This window comes from Streptomyces sp. NPDC006134, from assembly GCF_040628835.1.
GTDB lineage: Bacteria > Actinomycetota > Actinomycetes > Streptomycetales > Streptomycetaceae > Streptomyces.
The window spans coordinates 64,592-80,777 of sequence record NZ_JBEXTV010000014.1; the positions used below are offsets into that span (position 1 = coordinate 64,592).

General features: G+C 71.0%; 11 protein-coding genes. 6 read left to right on the forward strand and 5 right to left on the reverse strand.

Features of this window, described 5'->3' with window-relative positions:
• Window positions 1–115: 115 nt before the first annotated feature.
• Window positions 116–2,188 carry a PhoX family protein gene (locus tag ABZ340_RS11810; protein ID WP_358781591.1) on the reverse strand — a complete coding sequence of 691 codons (2,073 nt, stop codon included), beginning with the start codon at window positions 2,186–2,188 and terminating at the stop codon, window positions 116–118.
• A gap of 250 nt (window positions 2,189–2,438) precedes the next feature.
• On the opposite strand from ABZ340_RS11810, the gene ABZ340_RS11815 reads away from it, so the two are divergent.
• From ABZ340_RS11815 to ABZ340_RS11830, 4 genes are all read left to right on the forward strand, one after another.
• Window positions 2,439–3,965 carry a VWA domain-containing protein gene (locus ABZ340_RS11815; protein WP_358781592.1) on the forward strand — a complete coding sequence of 509 codons (1,527 nt, stop codon included), beginning with the start codon at window positions 2,439–2,441 and terminating at the stop codon, window positions 3,963–3,965.
• Window positions 3,966–4,150: 185 nt separating this feature from the next.
• The gene (gene metG, locus ABZ340_RS11820; protein WP_358781593.1) at window positions 4,151–5,875 is read left to right on the forward strand and encodes a methionine--tRNA ligase; all 1,725 of its coding nucleotides are present in this window, start codon (window positions 4,151–4,153) and stop codon (window positions 5,873–5,875) included.
• A 187-nt stretch (window positions 5,876–6,062) separates the two neighbouring features.
• Entirely contained in the window at window positions 6,063–6,428 is a 366-nt protein-coding gene (locus ABZ340_RS11825) for a PH domain-containing protein (protein ID WP_358781594.1), read from the forward strand.
• A gap of 53 nt (window positions 6,429–6,481) precedes the next feature.
• A complete protein-coding gene (locus ABZ340_RS11830) occupies window positions 6,482–7,081 on the forward strand; it encodes a hypothetical protein (protein ID WP_358781595.1) in 600 nt (199 codons plus the stop codon).
• Window positions 7,082–7,176: 95 nt separating this feature from the next.
• On the opposite strand, the gene aspS is transcribed toward ABZ340_RS11830, so the two are convergent.
• Window positions 7,177–8,940 carry an aspartate--tRNA ligase gene (gene aspS / locus ABZ340_RS11835; protein WP_358781596.1) on the reverse strand — a complete coding sequence of 588 codons (1,764 nt, stop codon included), beginning with the start codon at window positions 8,938–8,940 and terminating at the stop codon, window positions 7,177–7,179.
• Between the two features lie 208 nt (window positions 8,941–9,148).
• Here aspS and ABZ340_RS11840 point away from each other — a divergent pair, with 208 nt between their 5' ends.
• Complete coding sequence (locus ABZ340_RS11840) at window positions 9,149–11,311, forward strand: SpoIIE family protein phosphatase (RefSeq protein WP_358781597.1); 2,163 nt, start codon at window positions 9,149–9,151, stop codon at window positions 11,309–11,311.
• On the opposite strand, the gene ABZ340_RS11845 is transcribed toward ABZ340_RS11840, so the two are convergent.
• From ABZ340_RS11845 to ABZ340_RS11855, 3 genes are all read right to left on the reverse strand, one after another.
• The gene (locus tag ABZ340_RS11845) at window positions 11,227–12,318 is read right to left on the reverse strand and encodes an AI-2E family transporter (protein ID WP_358781662.1); all 1,092 of its coding nucleotides are present in this window, start codon (window positions 12,316–12,318) and stop codon (window positions 11,227–11,229) included. The genes ABZ340_RS11840 and ABZ340_RS11845 overlap by 85 nt on opposite strands.
• A 277-nt stretch (window positions 12,319–12,595) precedes the next feature.
• The gene (locus tag ABZ340_RS11850; protein WP_358781598.1) at window positions 12,596–13,573 is read right to left on the reverse strand and encodes a pirin family protein; all 978 of its coding nucleotides are present in this window, start codon (window positions 13,571–13,573) and stop codon (window positions 12,596–12,598) included.
• A gap of 115 nt (window positions 13,574–13,688) precedes the next feature.
• Window positions 13,689–14,156, reverse strand: coding sequence for an SseB family protein (locus ABZ340_RS11855; RefSeq protein ID WP_358781599.1), 468 nt, complete (start codon window positions 14,154–14,156; stop codon window positions 13,689–13,691).
• A 142-nt stretch (window positions 14,157–14,298) separates the two neighbouring features.
• Between ABZ340_RS11855 and ABZ340_RS11860 the strand changes: the two genes are divergently transcribed.
• Window positions 14,299–16,125 (forward strand): acyl-CoA dehydrogenase, encoded by a 1,827-nt coding sequence (locus ABZ340_RS11860; protein WP_358781600.1) that lies wholly within the window; start codon window positions 14,299–14,301, stop codon window positions 16,123–16,125.
• Window positions 16,126–16,186: the final 61 nt, after the last annotated feature.

Sequence of the window (16,186 nt, forward strand, 5' to 3'; positions counted from 1 at the left end):
TCACCACCGTCCGCGCGGCTCAGACGCCGACATCACCACCGTCCGCGCGGCTCAGACGCCGACATCACCACCGTCCGCGCGGCTCAGACGCCGACATCACCACCGTCCGCGCGGCTCAGACGCCGACGTCACCACCGTCCGCGCGCCACACGGCCACGACCGCCGGGCGGACGATCTTCCCGGGCCCGTCGGGCCAGGTGCTGGCGGGCTTCTCCACCGAGGCGCCGTCGACCTCTCCCGGGTGCTGCACGGAGACCAGGACCCGCCGGTCCTGGACGAGCGGACCGCAGGTCTCCGCGCCCGTCGGCACGGTCAGGAACTGCTTGAGCTCACCGCGCCGGTCGCCCTTCGTCGCGACGCCGAAGAGGCCGTCGTGGCTGCCGAGGGCGTTGCCGTCGGTGGACAGCCACAGGTTGCCGTGGGGGTCGAAGGCGACGTTGTCCGGGCAGGAGATCGGGCTGACGGCGTCCTTGGGGAAGCCGGCGAAGTACGTCGCCGGGTCCTGCGGGTCACCGGCGACCAGGAACAGCGACCAGGCGAACGCCGTGCTCTCCGGCCGGTTCCAGCGCTCGGTCAGCTCCAGGACGTGCCCGTGCTTGTTGCCGGGGCGCGGGTTGGCCTCGTCGGGGCCCGCGTAACCGGCCTTGCCGCGGTTGGAGTTGTTGGTGAGGGCGACGTAGACCTTGCCGGTGACCGGGGAGGGCTCGATGTCCTCCGGGCGGTCCATCTTCGTCGCGCCGACCTTGTCGCCGGCCAGGCGCGTGAAGACGCACACCTCCTCGGCGGTCATGCCCGGCACGTGCGAGACGGCGCCGTCGGCGGTGGCGGTCACCAGCGGGATCCACTGGCCGGCGCCGTCGAACTCGCCGTCGGCCGGCAGCTTGCCGGTGCCGTCGATCTCGATGGCCGGGGAGTCGCCGGTGAGCTTGGCGACGTACAGCGTCCCCTCGTCCAGCAGCGACAGGTTGTGCTCGCGGACGGCCCGGGACGAGCCCTTCTTCATCCGCTTGCTGCTCACGAACTTGTAGAAGTAGTCGAACCGCTCGTCGTCACCGGAGTAGACGACCGGGCGGCCGTCGTGGGTGAGGCGCACGGTCGCGGCCTCGTGCTTGAAGCGGCCGAGGGCGGTGTGCTTGCGCGGGGTGGAGTCGGGGTCGTACGGGTCGAGCTCGACGACGTACCCGAAGCGGTGCACCTCGTTCGGCTCCTGCGCCACGTCGAACCGCTTGTCGAACCGCTCCCACTTGCGCTCGGTGGCACCGGTGCCGATCCCGTACCGCTTGTCGGTCGCCCGGCCGCCGTTGGCGAAGTACTGGTTGAAGTTCTCCTCGCCGTGCAGCGTCGTGCCCCACGGGGTGGTGCCGCCGGAGCAGTTGTTGAGGGTGCCGAGCACCTTGGTGCCGGACCGGTCGGCGGAGGTCTTCACGAGCTCCGTCCCCGCGGCGGGCCCGGTCAGCCGGAACTCGGTGGTGGCGGTGACCCGCCGGTTGAGGTGGTGCCGGGTGACGGGCGTCAGCTTCCCGGTCCTGCGGTCCTCCTCCACGACCACGGCCGACAGCCCGTGCGCGGCCCACGCGATCTCGACCTGCTCGCGGGTCGGGTTGTCGGGGTCGTACCCGCGGAACATGAGCACCTCGTCGGTGTACTCGTGGTTGGCGACGAGGAGCTGCCGGCCGCGCTCGCCGGGCAGCGGCAGCAGCGCGAGGAAGTCGTTGTTGTAGCCGAACTGCCCGGCCTGCGCCTTCGCGGTCTGCTTCTCCGGGTCGAAGGCGGGCGCCCCGCGCAGAATGGGCTCGCCCCAGCGGATGACCACGTTCTGGCGGTAACCGTCCGGTACGACCACGGCGTCCCGCGTGTTCGGCGCCACCGGCGTGAACCGCAGCCCGCGCGCACCCTTCTGCTTCCCGCGCGCCGCGGCCTGCGCCGCCGGGGCGGCCTGCGCCTCGGGCGCCCCCGCGAGGGTGACCGTCCCGGCGCCCGCCGCGGCGACGGTGACGACGGCGGCGGCCCGCATCATCGAACGGCGGCTGAGCGCGCCGGCGATGACATCACCGACGTACTCGTTGGAGCTGGTGTTGGGCACCTCGTGGAAGCAGGCGTCACCACACCGGAAACGGCAGGTCATGGCGGACCGTCCACCGGGGTGCGCCCCGGACGGCGTTCCGATCAGCGGCAGCAGCTTGCGCACGGTTGTTCTCCCTGGATGTCCTGGGTGCCCTGGATGCCAGCGACCGTAAAAGCACGTACGTGCGAGAAACGGGCGCCAGGATGAACAACGAGTGAAGTCACGGCAACCGGCGGGAAGGCCGGGTCCCGGCTTGACGTGACCGCGCTTCCGTGCCAGATCCTGCCCAAGATCACATTCCGGGGCCGCTAACCTTACGTGTCCGTCCTGGCCAGGGATTGACGGGCTTCACCTCATGCGAAGGGTTGCGCACATGGGCTTTCTCACTCTCCTGCGGAACACATTCGGCCGGTCACGCAAAGCGAAGACCGCCCCGGCGGAGGGTGCGGTGCCACAGCCGACCACGGAGCCCGCTCCCGACCCGGTCACGGAGACCGCCCCCGACCCGGCCCCGGAGCCCGCCCCCGATCCGGTCACGGAGCCCACTCCCGCGCCGACCGCGCAGTCGGCCCCTGCGCCGGACGTGGAGCCGGCCTCCACGCCGGACCCGGAACCGGTCCCCGCACCGGCCGCGGACAAGGCGCCTTCCGAGCCCGCCGCCGAGCCCTCCCCCGACCCGGAGCTTCCGCCCCAGCCCGGCGCCGACGCCTCCTCCGCCGCCGCCGAGCCCCAGGTCCCCGACCCCCGCCCGGCCGCCCCCGAGGAACACGAACTCGTCGTCGCTGCCTTCGACAAGGTCGCGGTCCCGAGGCCGGCCCGGACGCCGGAGCAGGAGGGAAGCGCCGGCTCCGAGCCGGAGCCGGAGGAGACGGCACAGGCCCCGCAGCCCACCCCGAGCGAACCCGAACCAACCCCGGACCCGGACCCGGCCACGCCCGAAACGGAACCGGCCCCGGACCCGGCCACGCTTGAACCCGAACCGGCCCCGGACCCGCAGCCAGCCCCCGAAGCCCCGGCCCTCACAGCCACCGAACCCGCCACCCCCGAACCCGCAGCCGCCGACGGCGAGAAGGCCCCCCAGGGGCCACCCGCACCCGACAACGAAGGCCGCACGGGCGGTGCGGGCGGTGCGGGTGGTGCGGGCGGTGCGGGCGGTGCGGGTGGGAAAACACCCCCGGCCGAAGGCGAAGCCGAGGCCAGGAAACCCGCCGCCCCCGCCACCCCTGCCACCCCTGCCGTCCCCGCCGCCCGCCTCCGCTCCCGCGCCCCCCACCTCTCCCCCGCCTACAAGGCCGCCGGCGCCGCCCTCCGCAAGCGCGGCCTCACCGGCGCCCGCGCCAAGGTCTACCTCGTCCTCGACCGCTCCGCCTCGATGCGCCCGTACTACAAGGACGGCTCCGCCCAGGCACTCGCCGAGCAGACCCTCGCCCTCGCCGCGCACCTCGACCCCGAGGCCACGGTCCCCGTCGTGTTCTTCTCCACCGAACTGGACGGCACCGGCGAGCTCACCCTCACCGACCACGAGAACAAGATCGACGAGCTGCACGGCGCCCTCGGCCGCATGGGCCGTACCAGCTACCACGCGGCCGTCGCGGAAGTCGTCGCCCGGCACGCCGCGCACGAGAAGGCGGCCCCCGGCACCCCCGCCCTGGTGGTCTTCCAGACGGACGGCGCCCCCGACGCCAGGACCCCCGCCACCCAGGCCCTCACCGAGGCGGCGAAGACCCACCCCTCCCTCTTCTTCTCCTTCGTCGCCTTCGGCGACCCGGAGAGCAAGGCGTTCGACTACCTCCGCAAGCTGAAGACGGGCAACGCGTCCCACTTCCTCGCCGGCGAGACCCCCCGCGAACTGACCGACAAGGAGATGTACGAGGGCCTCCTCGCCTCCTGGCGCCCCTGACGGTCCCTCCTCGCCCCTCCCCCCTCCCCCTCCTCCCTCCTCCTCCGGGCCGCCCCCTTCCGCCCTCCCACCCCTCGAAACAGGAAGCGGGCGGCCCACCCGTGTCGGCTACGATTTCAAGGTTCCACGGACGACCCGAAACCACGAGATCGTCACTACACGTAACGACTTGGGAGCAGCCCGCGATGGCTCGACACCTCATCACCAGCGCCCTTCCGTACATCAACGGGATCAAGCACCTGGGCAACATGGTGGGGTCCATGCTCCCGGCGGACGTGTACGCCCGCTACCTGCGCCGGCGCGGCCACGAGGTCCTCTACATCTGCGCGACGGACGAGCACGGCACCCCGGCGGAGCTGGCGGCCAAGGAGCAGGGCATCCCCGTGGACGAGTTCTGCGCCCAGGCGCACGACGCCCAGAAGGCGGTCTACGACGGTTTCGCGCTCGCCTTCGACTACTTCGGCCGCAGCTCCTCCCCGCAGAACGTCGAGATCACCCAGCACTTCGCCCGCAAGCTGAACGAGAACGGCTTCATCGAGGAGCGGGCGATCCGGCAGGTCTACAGCCCCGCCGACAGCCGCTTCCTCCCGGACCGCTACGTCGAGGGCACCTGCCCCCACTGCGGCTACGACAAGGCCCGCGGCGACCAGTGCGAGAACTGCACCCGTGTACTCGACCCCACGGACCTGCTGAACCCCCGCTCGGCGATCTCCGGCTCCACGGACCTGGAGGTCCGCGAGACCAAGCACCTCTTCCTCCTCCAGTCCAAGCTCCAGCACGAGGTCGAGGCGTGGGTGGCCGCCCACGAGGAGGAGTGGCCGCAGCTCGCCGCCTCCATCGCCCGCAAGTGGCTGAACGAGGGCCTGCACGACCGCGCGATCACCCGCGACCTGGACTGGGGCGTCCCGGTCCCGGCCGACACCTGGCCGGAGCTGGCCGCCGAGGGCAAGGTCTTCTACGTCTGGTTCGACGCGCCGATCGAGTACATCGGGGCGACGAAGGAGTGGGCGGACCAGGACCCGGAGAACCGCGACTGGAAGTCCTGGTGGTACGAGGCCGACACGGGCGAGAACCCGGTCCGCTACACGGAGTTCATGGCCAAGGACAACGTCCCCTTCCACACGGTGATGTTCCCGGCGACCGAGCTGGGCGTGCGCGAGCCGTGGAAGAAGGTCGACTACGTCAAGGCGTTCAACTGGCTGACGTACTACGGCGGCAAGTTCTCCACGTCCCAGAAGCGGGGCGTCTTCACCGACCAGGCCCTGGAGATCCTGCCCGCCGACTACTGGCGCTACTTCCTCATGGCCAACGCCCCCGAGTCGGACGACGCGTCCTTCACCTGGGAGCACTTCACCGCCACGGTCAACAAGGACCTGGCCGACACCCTCGGCAACTTCGTCAACCGGGTCCTGTCCTTCTCCAGGAAGCGCTTCGGCGAGGAGGTCCCGGCGGGCGGCGAGCCCGGCGAGGCGGAGGCGCGGCTCGGTGAGGAGATCGCACGCCTCCTCGCCGAGTACGAGTCCCAGATGGAGGCCCTCCAGTTCCGCAAGGCCGCCGCGGCGCTGCGCGCCCTGTGGTCGGCGGGCAACTCCTACCTGGAGGAGAAGGCCCCCTGGCTGGAGATCAAGACCGACAAGGACGGCGCCGCCCTCACCCTGCGCACGGCGATGAACCTGATCCACCTGTACGCGGTGGTCTCCGAGCCGTTCATCCCGGCGACCTCCGCCGCGATGCGCGCGGCCTTCACCCTCCCCGGTGACACGGCGTCCTGGGTCACCCAGGACGAGGCGAAGGCCCTGGCCTCCGTCCCGGCCGGCACCCCCTTCACGGTCCCGCCGGTCCTGTTCGCCAAGCTGACGGACGACGACCTCGCGGATTACAAGGAGCGCTTCGGCGGCGAACCGCAGTAAGCCCCCCGGCAGCACCCCGTGAGCCCGGTGACACCGCTCGGTGTCACCGGGCTCACGTCTGTGGCACGCCTGTGGCACGCCTGTTACCGCCGGATCTGGACGAGCCGCCCCGAAAGCGAAGATCATGAGAGTCACGGCCGCAAGGGCTTCGCCATCGAGGCCGGCCCATGAGTGGGGGGAGCCAGCCATGGCCCTGTTCGGAAACGCACACAGCATCGACCCGTCCCAGGCGCAGCAGGACTACGCCCGCCTGCTCGGCCCCGGCGAGCAGGTCCACGCCGCCTGCCTGCTGATCCGGGACACCATCCTGTTCACCGACCGCCGCCTGATCCTGGTCGACAAGCAGGGCATCACCGGCAAGAAGACGGAGTACCACTCCGTCCCGTACCGCAGCATCACCCACTTCTCCGTGGAGACCGCCGGCACCTTCGACCTCGACGCCGAACTGAAGATCTGGATCTCCGGCAACCCGGCCCCGATCCAGAAGACCTTCACCAAGGGCGTCGACATCTACGAGATCCAGGCGATCCTGACCCAGTTCGTCGCCCGCTGATCCGCACCCCCGTCTTCCAGGCGCTGGGTATCGCGCTGCCCGAGAAGGCGACCGTGGACGCGATCGTCACCGACGTGACGGAGACCAAGCCGCTCGAACGGCGCCTGGACACTGTGCTGCGCATCGGTCCCTCCGACGGGGACGACTTCCTGCTGGCCATCGAGGCGCAGAGCCGGAAGGACGGGAAGAAGGCGTCGAGCCGGGCCTACTACGTCGCCTGCCTCCAGGCGAACTCGGCCCTGGCCCACGCCCACAGCCCGCACATCGACGCCATACTGGAAGCGCTGGGCCGAGCCCTTCACGCCAAAGACGTCGAGGCGTCCCGCTACTTCTACGAGTTCCTTGAGATCAGCCTGGGGGGCACCCCGGCCGGAGACAGGTGGAAGGAAATCATGTCGTCTGTCGTCACCTACTTCCCCGGGCGGGGAACGCTCATCGAGAAGGCCTACCTCGAAGGCGAGGCGAAGGGAGAGGCGCGCGGAGAGGCGCGGGGCATCCTGCGCGTCCTGGAGACGCGCGGCATCCCCGTCTCCGACGCCGTCCGCGAGCGCATCACCTCCTGCACCGATCTCGACCGCCTCGACGACTGGCTCGGCCGGGCCCTGACCGTCGAGCGGGCGGAGGAGCTGTTCGACGAGGACCCCACCGGCTGACAAGCCACGAGACGCACGGACAGGGGCCCGGCACCGGAATGCGATCCGGTGCCGGGCCCCTGTCCTTGCCGTCGGGGGTTTACTGCCCTCGGGGGTTACTTCGGCTGCGGCTTGCGCACCGACAGGTGCAGCTCCTTCAGCCGGGACTCGTCCAGCTCCGTCGGCGCGCCCATCATCAGGTCCTGGGCGTTGCCGTTGAGCGGGAAGGCGATCGTCTCGCGGATGTTGGGCTCGTCGGCCAGCAGCATGACGATGCGGTCGACGCCGGGGGCGATGCCGCCGTGCGGCGGGGCGCCGAAGCGGAAGGCGCGCAGCATGCCGGCGAACTCGCGCTCGACGGTCTCGTTGTCGTACCCGGCGATCTCGAACGCCTTGAGCATGATGTCCGGCTCGTGGTTCCGGATCGCGCCGGAGGACAGCTCGACGCCGTTGCAGACGATGTCGTACTGCCAGGCCAGGATGTCCAACGGGTCCTGGGACTGAAGGGCCTCCATGCCGCCCTGCGGCATCGAGAAGGGGTTGTGGGAGAAGTCGATCTTGCCGGTCTCCTCGTCCTTCTCGTACATCGGGAAGTCGACGATCCAGCAGAAGCGGAAGACGTTCTCCTCGAAGTGACCGGCGCGCTTGGCGGCCTCGACCCGCACCGCGCCCATGATCTTGGAGACCTCGTCGAACTCGCCCGCCCCGAAGAAGACCGCGTGGCCGGGGGCCAGGGAGATGCGCTTGGTGAGCTCGGCGACGTTGTCCTCGGTGAGGAACTTCGCGATCGGGCCGGTGAGCGTGCCGTCCTCGCCGACGCGCACCCAGGCCAGGCCCTTGGCGCCCTGCGAGACGGCGTAGTCGCCGAGCTGGTCGAAGAACTTGCGGGGCTGGGCGGCGACGTCCGGCACCGGCAGGGCGCGCACGTGCTTGCCGGCGAACGCCTTGAACTCCGAGCCCGCGAAGATGTCGGTGATGTCGACGAGCTCCAGCTTGGCGCGCAGGTCCGGCTTGTCGGAGCCGTACTTCAGCATCGCCTCGCGGAACGGGATCCGCGGGAACGGGGAGGTGACCTCGCGCCCGCCGCCGAACTCGGTGAACAGCTCGGTCATGAGCTTCTCGATCGGCTGGAAGACGTCCTCCTGCTCGACGAAGCTCATCTCGACGTCGAGCTGGTAGAACTCGCCCGGCGAGCGGTCGGCGCGGGCGTCCTCGTCACGGAAGCAGGGCGCGATCTGGAAGTAGCGGTCGAAGCCGGAGATCATCAGCAGCTGCTTGAACTGCTGCGGCGCCTGCGGGAGGGCGTAGAACTTGCCCGGGTGCAGACGGGAGGGGACGACGAAGTCGCGGGCGCCCTCGGGGGAGGTGGCGGTGAGGATCGGCGTGGCCATCTCGTTGAAGCCGAGCGCCGTCATCTTCTGCCGGATCGCGCCGATGACCGCCGTGCGCAGCATGATGTTGCGGTGCATGCGCTCGCGGCGCAGGTCCAGGAAGCGGTACTCCAGGCGCCGCTCCTCGTTGACCCCGTCCTCGGTGTTGATGGTGAAGGGGAGCGGGGCGGCGGCGCCCAGCAGCTCGACCTCGCTCACCTCGACCTCGATCTCGCCGGTCGGCAGATCGGGGTTCACGTTCTCGGTTCCACGTGAAACAACGCGGCCGTCGACCCGGACGGTCGACTCCTTGGAGACCTTGTCGAGGGCCTCGTACGCCTCGGTGCCCGGGCGCGCGACGAGCTGCGTGATGCCGTAGTGGTCGCGCAGATCGATGAAGAGGATGCCGCCCAGGTCGCGCCGATTGTGCAGCCAGCCACTCAGCCGGACGTCGGTGCCGACGTCAGAGGCGCGGAGCTCGCCGCAGGTGTGGGACCTGTACCGATGCATCGTCGTTCATCCAGTCTTCGCGGATTCGGGAATCTCCGGGGCCCGGTGCCCGGACTTTCCCAGGGTACCGGCCGCCCCGCTGTCGGCTCGCCTCCCTTTCGGCTCCCGTCCCTCCGGTTCGCCTCCCGTGCCCCGGGCGCGTCCGCCGGGCCGCAGACCGGTGCGTCTTCGGTGGCAGTGCGCGAAGACATCTTCTTAAAGTGGGGCAATGCGTACTGGTGAGCCCCTGCCCGCCGTGGGGGACGTCCTCGCCGCCCTGGCCACCGGCGTATGGCACTGCGACACCGGGACCGGGCAGGTCACGGTCGACGCCGAGGCGGCACGCCTGTTCGGGCTGCCCGCCCGGCGGGCGACCCTCGCGGAGGCCCGGGTCCGCGCCCGGCTCCACCCGTCGGACTGGAACGAGATCGCCGGTGTGGTCCAGCTCGCCGCGGCCGAGGGCACCCTCGCCGAGTCCCGTCTGAGGGTCATGGACGAGCAGGGCCGGGTGGTCCGGGTGCTGCGCAGCCGCTCCCGGCCGTCCTTCGATCCGGAGCGCAAGGCGTACGAGCTGATCGGCACCCTCCAGGAGGTCACCGACCCGGAGCCGGGCACGGCCACCGGCAGCGGCGGCGCGGTCACCGGGGACTGGCGCCGCTCGCGGGAGGCGTTCCTGCTGGACGCGGGCCGGGCGCTGGCGGAGGCGCGGTCCACGCAGGAGGTGCTGCGGGTCGTGTCGAACCTGGCGATGCCGGGTTTCTCCCCGGACGGGCTCGCGGTGTTCGGCGTGGAGGGCGACCGGCTGACAGTCATCGGCCACCACGGGCAGCGCTCGGGGGACGAGGGCCCGTTCACCGAGATGTCCCTGGAGACGGACTATCCGGCGGCCGAAGTGGTCCGCACCGGCCGGGCGGTCTATCTGTCCTCCCCGGAGGAGTACCGGTCCCGCTACCCCCTCACCTGGCCGCTCGCCCAGCGCTTCGGCCGCCGCTCCTGGGCGTTCATGCCGCTGACCGTGGCGGGCCGCACGATGGGCGCCTGGATGGCCGGCTTCTCCTACCCGGTGGCGTTCACCCCGGACGAGCGGTCGGTGCTGGCCACGGTCGCCCGGATGCTGGCGCAGGCCCTGTCGCGGGCCGGTGACGCCGAGTCCCAGCGGGAGCTGACCGACGGGCTGCAACGCTCGATGCTGCCGGTGCTGGGCCCGCGGATCCCCGGCATGGGCGTCGCCGCCCGCTATGTGCCCACCGGCGGCGGACTCCAGGTGGGCGGCGACTGGTACGACGTGATCGCGCTGCCGCAGGGACGGTTCGCCCTGGTCATCGGCGACGTGCAGGGGCACGACGTGCGGGCGGCGGGCCTGATGGGCCAGCTGCGCATCGCCCTGCGCGCGTACGCCTCCGAGGGCCACCGCCCCGACGCGGTCCTCTCCCGGGCCTCCCGCTTCTTCCACGGCCTCGCCGACAACCCCGACGACCCCGGTGACCTCCGCTTCGCGACCTGCCTGTACGCCGAGGTCGACCCGGCGACCGGGACGGTGGAGACCGCCCGCGCCGGCCATCTGGACCCGGTGGTGCGCATGGCGGACGGGACGGCGCTGCTGCGGGCCACGGCCGGAGGGCTCCCCCTCGGCATCGACCCGGACTGCGACTACCCGACCACGCGGCTCGCCCTGGAGCCCGGCGAGACGCTGATGCTGTGCACGGACGGCCTGGTGGAGACCGGCGGCCACGACCTGTACACCGGCTGGCTGCGGCTGCGGCAGGTCCTGGAGGAGCACCACGGCGGCCTGGACGACCTGGCCGACACGCTGGTGCAGGCCGTGATCGGTCCGTCCTCCCACCACACCACCGGCCCGCTGGCCGACCGGCGGGAGGACGACATCGCGGTGGTCCTGCTGCACCGCGACGAGGACACCGCCGTACGGCGCCCGGTGCGCCGCACGATGCTCACGATCGCGCAGGCCGAACCCGAACGGATCGCCACCGCCCGCCGGCATCTGCGGGACCTGCTGCACGACTGGCCCGACGGGGAGCAGACGGACGCGGCGGTCCTGCTGCTGTCCGAGACGCTGACCAACGTCCTCGTCCACACCGACGCCGACGCGCTGCTGGTCGCGGAGGTGACCGGGGAGCCGGGCGAGCGGCGGATCCGGGTCGAGGTCTTCGACAACGGCGCCGACCTGCCGCACAAGCGCCGGCCGGGGGAGATGGCCTCCTCCGGGCGCGGCCTGATGCTGATCGAGCTGCTCGCGGACGCGTGGGGGGTGGCGCCGCGGGGGCAGGGCAAGAGCATCTGGTTCGAGATCTACGAGTCCGGGGCCGAGGGCTCCCCGGACTTCGAGGGCTCGGGGGAATCCGAGGGCTCCGGGGGCGGCTGGGCCGCCGCGTAGCGGTCCCGCAGTTCGTGGGCGACGCCGAAGGCGGCGGCCGTCAGCGGCACCGCCAGCAGCATCCCCACGACCCCGGCCACCGACGCGCCCCCGGTGATCGTCACCATCACCACCGCCGGGTGCATCTGCACCGTACGGCTCTGGATCAGCGGCTGGAGCACGTGCCCCTCCAGCACCTGCACGGCCAGCACCACCCCGAGCGCCCACAGCGCGATGGCGAACCCCCGGTCGGCGAGCGCCACCAGCACGGCCACCGCCCCGGAGATGAAGGCGCCGAGGTAGGGGATGTAGGCGCCGACGAAGACCAGCGCGCCGAGGCCGACGGCGCCGGGCACGCGGAGCACGAGCAGGCCGACGGTGATGCACACGGCGTCGATGAGGGCGATGATCGTGGTCCCGCGCATGAAGCCCTCGACGGCCTCGAAGGCCCGTCGGGCCATCGCCTCGGCGGCGTCGCCGCCGCCGCGCGGGACGAGCGAGCGCAGGGCACCGGCGGCCCGGCCGGAGTCGCGCAGGAAGAAGAAGACGAGCAGCAGGGCGAGGACGGCCATGGCGATGATCTCGCCCACCACGCTGACCCCGCTGATCACCCCGGAGGCGGCCGTCCCGCCGAACTTCGACAGCAGCTCGCGCGCGTTGGCGGCGAGGTCGTCCAGCGAGGTCCCGGCCGCGCCGAAGTGGCGGGCGAGGTCCTGGGCGGCGTCCCTGAGCGAGGCGACGATCTGGTCGCCGGTGTCGATGAGCGCGGCCACCACGATGTACACGGCCCCGCCCACCACGGCGACGACGGCGGCGCAGGTGAGCCCGGCCGCCAGCGACCGCTGCACCCCGGCCCGCACCAGCCGGCGGTACAGCGGGCCCAGCAGGGCCGAGCCGAGCAGCGCGAGCAGCACGGGCACCACCGCCGTACGGAACTCCACGCACAGCCGGATCCCGACGTAGACGACGCCGCTGACGAGCAGGACGACGGCGCACCAGGCGGCGAGGCGGCGTACGGGCTCGGGCAGCGGCGGGGCCGGGGCGGGCCGTGCGGGCCCGGGGGCGGACGCGGGGGGACGGGGAGCGGACTGCGGGGGCCTGGGGTCGGGCACGCCTTCAGCGGATCACGCGCCGGGCGGGCTGTCCTGCGCGGACGGCCCGCCCGGGTGACACGGCATCAGACGCTCAGCCCCGCAGCCCACCCGGGTGACGCAGCATCAGGCGCTCAGCCCCGCAACCCACCAGGGTGACACGGCATCAGACGCTCAGCCCCGCGGTTCGCCCGGGTGACACGGCGTCAGGTGATCAGCCCCGAGGTCCGCCCGCCGACATCCCGTGCACCGCCGGGACCGTGCCCAGCCGGCCCTTCTGGAAGTCCTCGAAGGCCTGCATCAGCTCCTCCTTGGTGTTCATCACGAAGGGGCCGTAGTGGGCCATCGGCTCCCGGATCGGCCGGCCGCCGAGCAGGACGACCTCCAGGTCCGGCGTACGGGACTCCTGCTTCTCGTCCGCGCGGACGGTCAGCGCGGACCCCGCACCGAAGACGGCGGCCTGGCCGAGGCGGACCGGACGGCGCTCGGCACCGACCGAGCCCTTGCCCGCCAGCACGTACGCCAGGCCGTTGAAGTCCTCACGCCAGGGCAGGGTGACCTCCGCGCCCGGCGCGAGCGTGGCGTGGATCATCGTGATCGGGGTGTGCGTGATGCCGGGACCGGCGTGGCCGTCCAGCTCACCGGCGATGACCCGCAGCAGCGCGCCGCCGTCGGGGGAGGTCAGGAGCTGGACCTGGCCGCCGCGGATGTCCTGGTAGCGGGGGGCCATCATCTTGTCCTTGGCCGGCAGGTTCACCCACAGCTGGAGACCGTGGAAGAGACCGCCGGACATGACGAGCTGCTCCGGCGGGGCCTCGATGTGCAGCAGGCCGCTGCCCGCGGTCATCCACTGGGTGTCGCCGTTGGTGATGGATCCGCCGCCGCCGTGGCTGTCCTGGTGGTCGAAGGCACCGTCGATGATGTAGGTGACGGTCTCGAAGCCGCGGTGGGGGTGCCAGGGGGTGCCCTTGGGCTCCCCGGGCGCGTACTCCACCTCACCCATCTGGTCCATCATGATGAACGGGTCGAGGTGGCGGTAGTTGATCCCCGCGAACGCCCGGCGCACCGGGAAGCCCTCGCCCTCGAAACCGCTGGGCGCGGTCGTGACGGTGAGCACGGGACGTGCCACGGCGTCGGCGGGGGCGGTCACACGGGGCAGCGTCAACGGGTTCTCGACGGTCACGGCAGGCATGTCGGTACCTCCTCAGGTACGCCCATTTTAGTTGAGCGTTGAACTTCCTGCCACCCCCAACAGAAAGAGCCCGGGGGACATTCCCCGGGCCCGGCGACACAGCGGCGGATACGGACTAGCCGTACATCCGCCGCATCGCGAAGTCGACCATCTCCTCCACGGCCTTCGCGTCGAAGACGATCCGGTGCTCGCCCTCCATGTCCAGCACGAAGCCGTAGCCGGTCGGCAGCAGGTCCAGCACCTCGGCACCGGTGATCACGAAGTACTTGGACTCCTTGCCCGCGTACCGCCGCAGCTCCTTGAGCGTGGTGAACATCGGGATCACCGGCTGCTGGGTGTTGTGCAGGGCGAGGAAGCCGGGGTTGTCACCGCGCGGGCAGTAGACCTTCGAGGTCGCGAAGATCTGCTGGAAGTCCTCGGCGGTCATCTGCCCGGTGGTGAAGGCGCGCACCGCGTCCGCGAGCGACGGCGGGGACGGCTCGGGGTACAGCGGCGCCTGCTGCCCGTACCCGCCGTTCATCGGCTGCTGCGGAGGGGCGTACTGCTGCTGCTGAGAACCCGCGGTCTGGTCGTAGCCGTACATGGCGGCAAGCCTACTGAGTCACAGATGGCCCGCCCGGGGTTGCTTCTTATTACCGACGGGTAGCATCATCGTAGCTACTAGCTGGTACGTGAAACTGCGCGAGGAGTCAGTGCCTCGCCGATCTCTCTACGGAGCCGTCGCCATGGGGCACTACAAGTCGAATCTCCGGGACATCGAGTTCAACCTCTTCGAGGTGCTCGGCCGCGACAAGCTGTACGGCACCGGCCCGTTCGCGGAGATGGACGTCGACACCGCCAAGAGCATCCTGGAGGAGCTGACCCGGCTCTCGGAGAACGAGCTGGCGGAGTCCTTCGCCGACGCCGACCGCAACCCGCCCGTCTTCGACCCGGAGACGAACACCGCCCCGGTCCCGGAGTCCTTCAAGAAGAGCTACCGGGCCTTCATGGAGTCCGAGTACTGGCGGCTCGGCCTGCCCGAGGAGATCGGCGGCACCACCGCGCCGCGCTCCCTGATCTGGGCCTACGCGGAGCTGATCCTCGGCGCCAACCCGGCCGTGTGGATGTACTCCTCCGGCCCCGCCTTCGCGGGCATCCTCTTCGACGAGGGCAACGAGGTCCAGAAGAACATCGCGAAGATCGCCGTCGAGCGGCAGTGGGGCTCGACGATGGTGCTCACCGAGCCCGACGCCGGCTCCGACGTGGGCGCCGGCCGCACCAAGGCCGTGCAGCAGGAGGACGGCTCCTGGCACATCGAGGGCGTGAAGCGCTTCATCACCTCCGGTGAGCACGACATGTCGGAGAACATCCTCCACTACGTGCTCGCCCGCCCCGAGGGCGCCGGCCCCGGCACCAAGGGCCTGTCCCTCTTCCTCGTCCCGAAGTACCTCTTCGACTTCGAGACCGGCGAGCTGGGCGAGCGCAACGGCGTCTACGCCACCAACGTCGAGCACAAGATGGGTCTGAAGGTCTCCAACACCTGCGAGATGACCTTCGGCGACCGGCACCCCGCCAAGGGCTGGCTGATCGGCGACAAGCACGACGGCATCCGCCAGATGTTCCGCATCATCGAGTTCGCCCGCATGATGGTCGGCACGAAGGCGATCTCCACGCTGTCGACGGGCTACCTCAACGCGCTGGAGTACGCCAAGGAGCGCGTCCAGGGCCCGGACCTGGCCAACTTCATGGACAAGACCGCGCCCAAGGTCACCATCACCCACCACCCCGACGTGCGCCGCTCGCTGCTGACGCAGAAGGCGTACGCGGAGGGCATGCGCGCCCTGGTGATGTACACCGCCTCCGTCCAGGACGCCATCCAGGTCAAGGAGGCGAACGGCGAGGACGCCTCCGCCGAGCACGCCCTGAACGACCTGCTCCTGCCGATCGTCAAGGGCTACGGCTCCGAGAAGGCCTACGAGCAGCTCGCCCAGTCGCTCCAGACCTTCGGCGGCTCCGGCTTCCTCCAGGAGTACCCGGTCGAGCAGTACATCCGCGACTCCAAGATCGACACCCTCTACGAGGGCACCACCGCCATCCAGGGCCAGGACTACTTCTTCCGGAAGATCGTCCGCAACCAGGGCGCCGCGCTGAACTCGCTCGCCGAGGACATCAAGAAGTTCCTGGCACTCGGCACCGGCGGCGAGGAGCTGGCCGGCGCCCGCGAGCAGCTCGCCAAGGCCGCCGTCGAGCTGGAGGCCATCGTCGGCCTGATGCTGACCGACCTCGCGGCCACCGAGCAGGACGTCAAGAACATCTACAAGGTCGGTCTCAACACGACCCGCCTGCTGATGGCCTCCGGTGACGTGATCGTCGGCTACCTGCTGCTCAAGGGCGCCGCGATCGCCGCCGAGAAGCTGCCGACGGCGTCCGCCAAGGACAAGGCGTTCTACACCGGCAAGATCGCCGCGGCGAAGTTCTTCGCCCAGACCGTGCTGCCGGGCGTCACCTGCGCCCGCAAGGTCGCCGAGGGCGTCGACCTGGACGTCATGGAGCTGGACGAGGCCGCGTTCTAGTCCTCTCCCGCCGCTGTACGAGGGTCCGTTCCCGTCCTGCCGGGAACGGGCCCTCGCCCGT

Coding starts and splice junctions, on each gene's coding strand:
- ABZ340_RS11815 (WP_358781592.1), top strand. CDS start 2,439: ATGGGCTTTCTCACTCTCCTGCGGAACACATTCGGCCGGTCACGCAAA.
- metG (WP_358781593.1), top strand. CDS start 4,151: ATGGCTCGACACCTCATCACCAGCGCCCTTCCGTACATCAACGGGATC.
- ABZ340_RS11825 (WP_358781594.1), top strand. CDS start 6,063: ATGGCCCTGTTCGGAAACGCACACAGCATCGACCCGTCCCAGGCGCAG.
- aspS (WP_358781596.1), bottom strand. CDS start 8,940: ATGCATCGGTACAGGTCCCACACCTGCGGCGAGCTCCGCGCCTCTGAC.
- ABZ340_RS11840 (WP_358781597.1), top strand. CDS start 9,149: ATGCGTACTGGTGAGCCCCTGCCCGCCGTGGGGGACGTCCTCGCCGCC.
- ABZ340_RS11850 (WP_358781598.1), bottom strand. CDS start 13,573: ATGCCTGCCGTGACCGTCGAGAACCCGTTGACGCTGCCCCGTGTGACC.
- ABZ340_RS11855 (WP_358781599.1), bottom strand. CDS start 14,156: ATGTACGGCTACGACCAGACCGCGGGTTCTCAGCAGCAGCAGTACGCC.
- ABZ340_RS11860 (WP_358781600.1), top strand. CDS start 14,299: ATGGGGCACTACAAGTCGAATCTCCGGGACATCGAGTTCAACCTCTTC.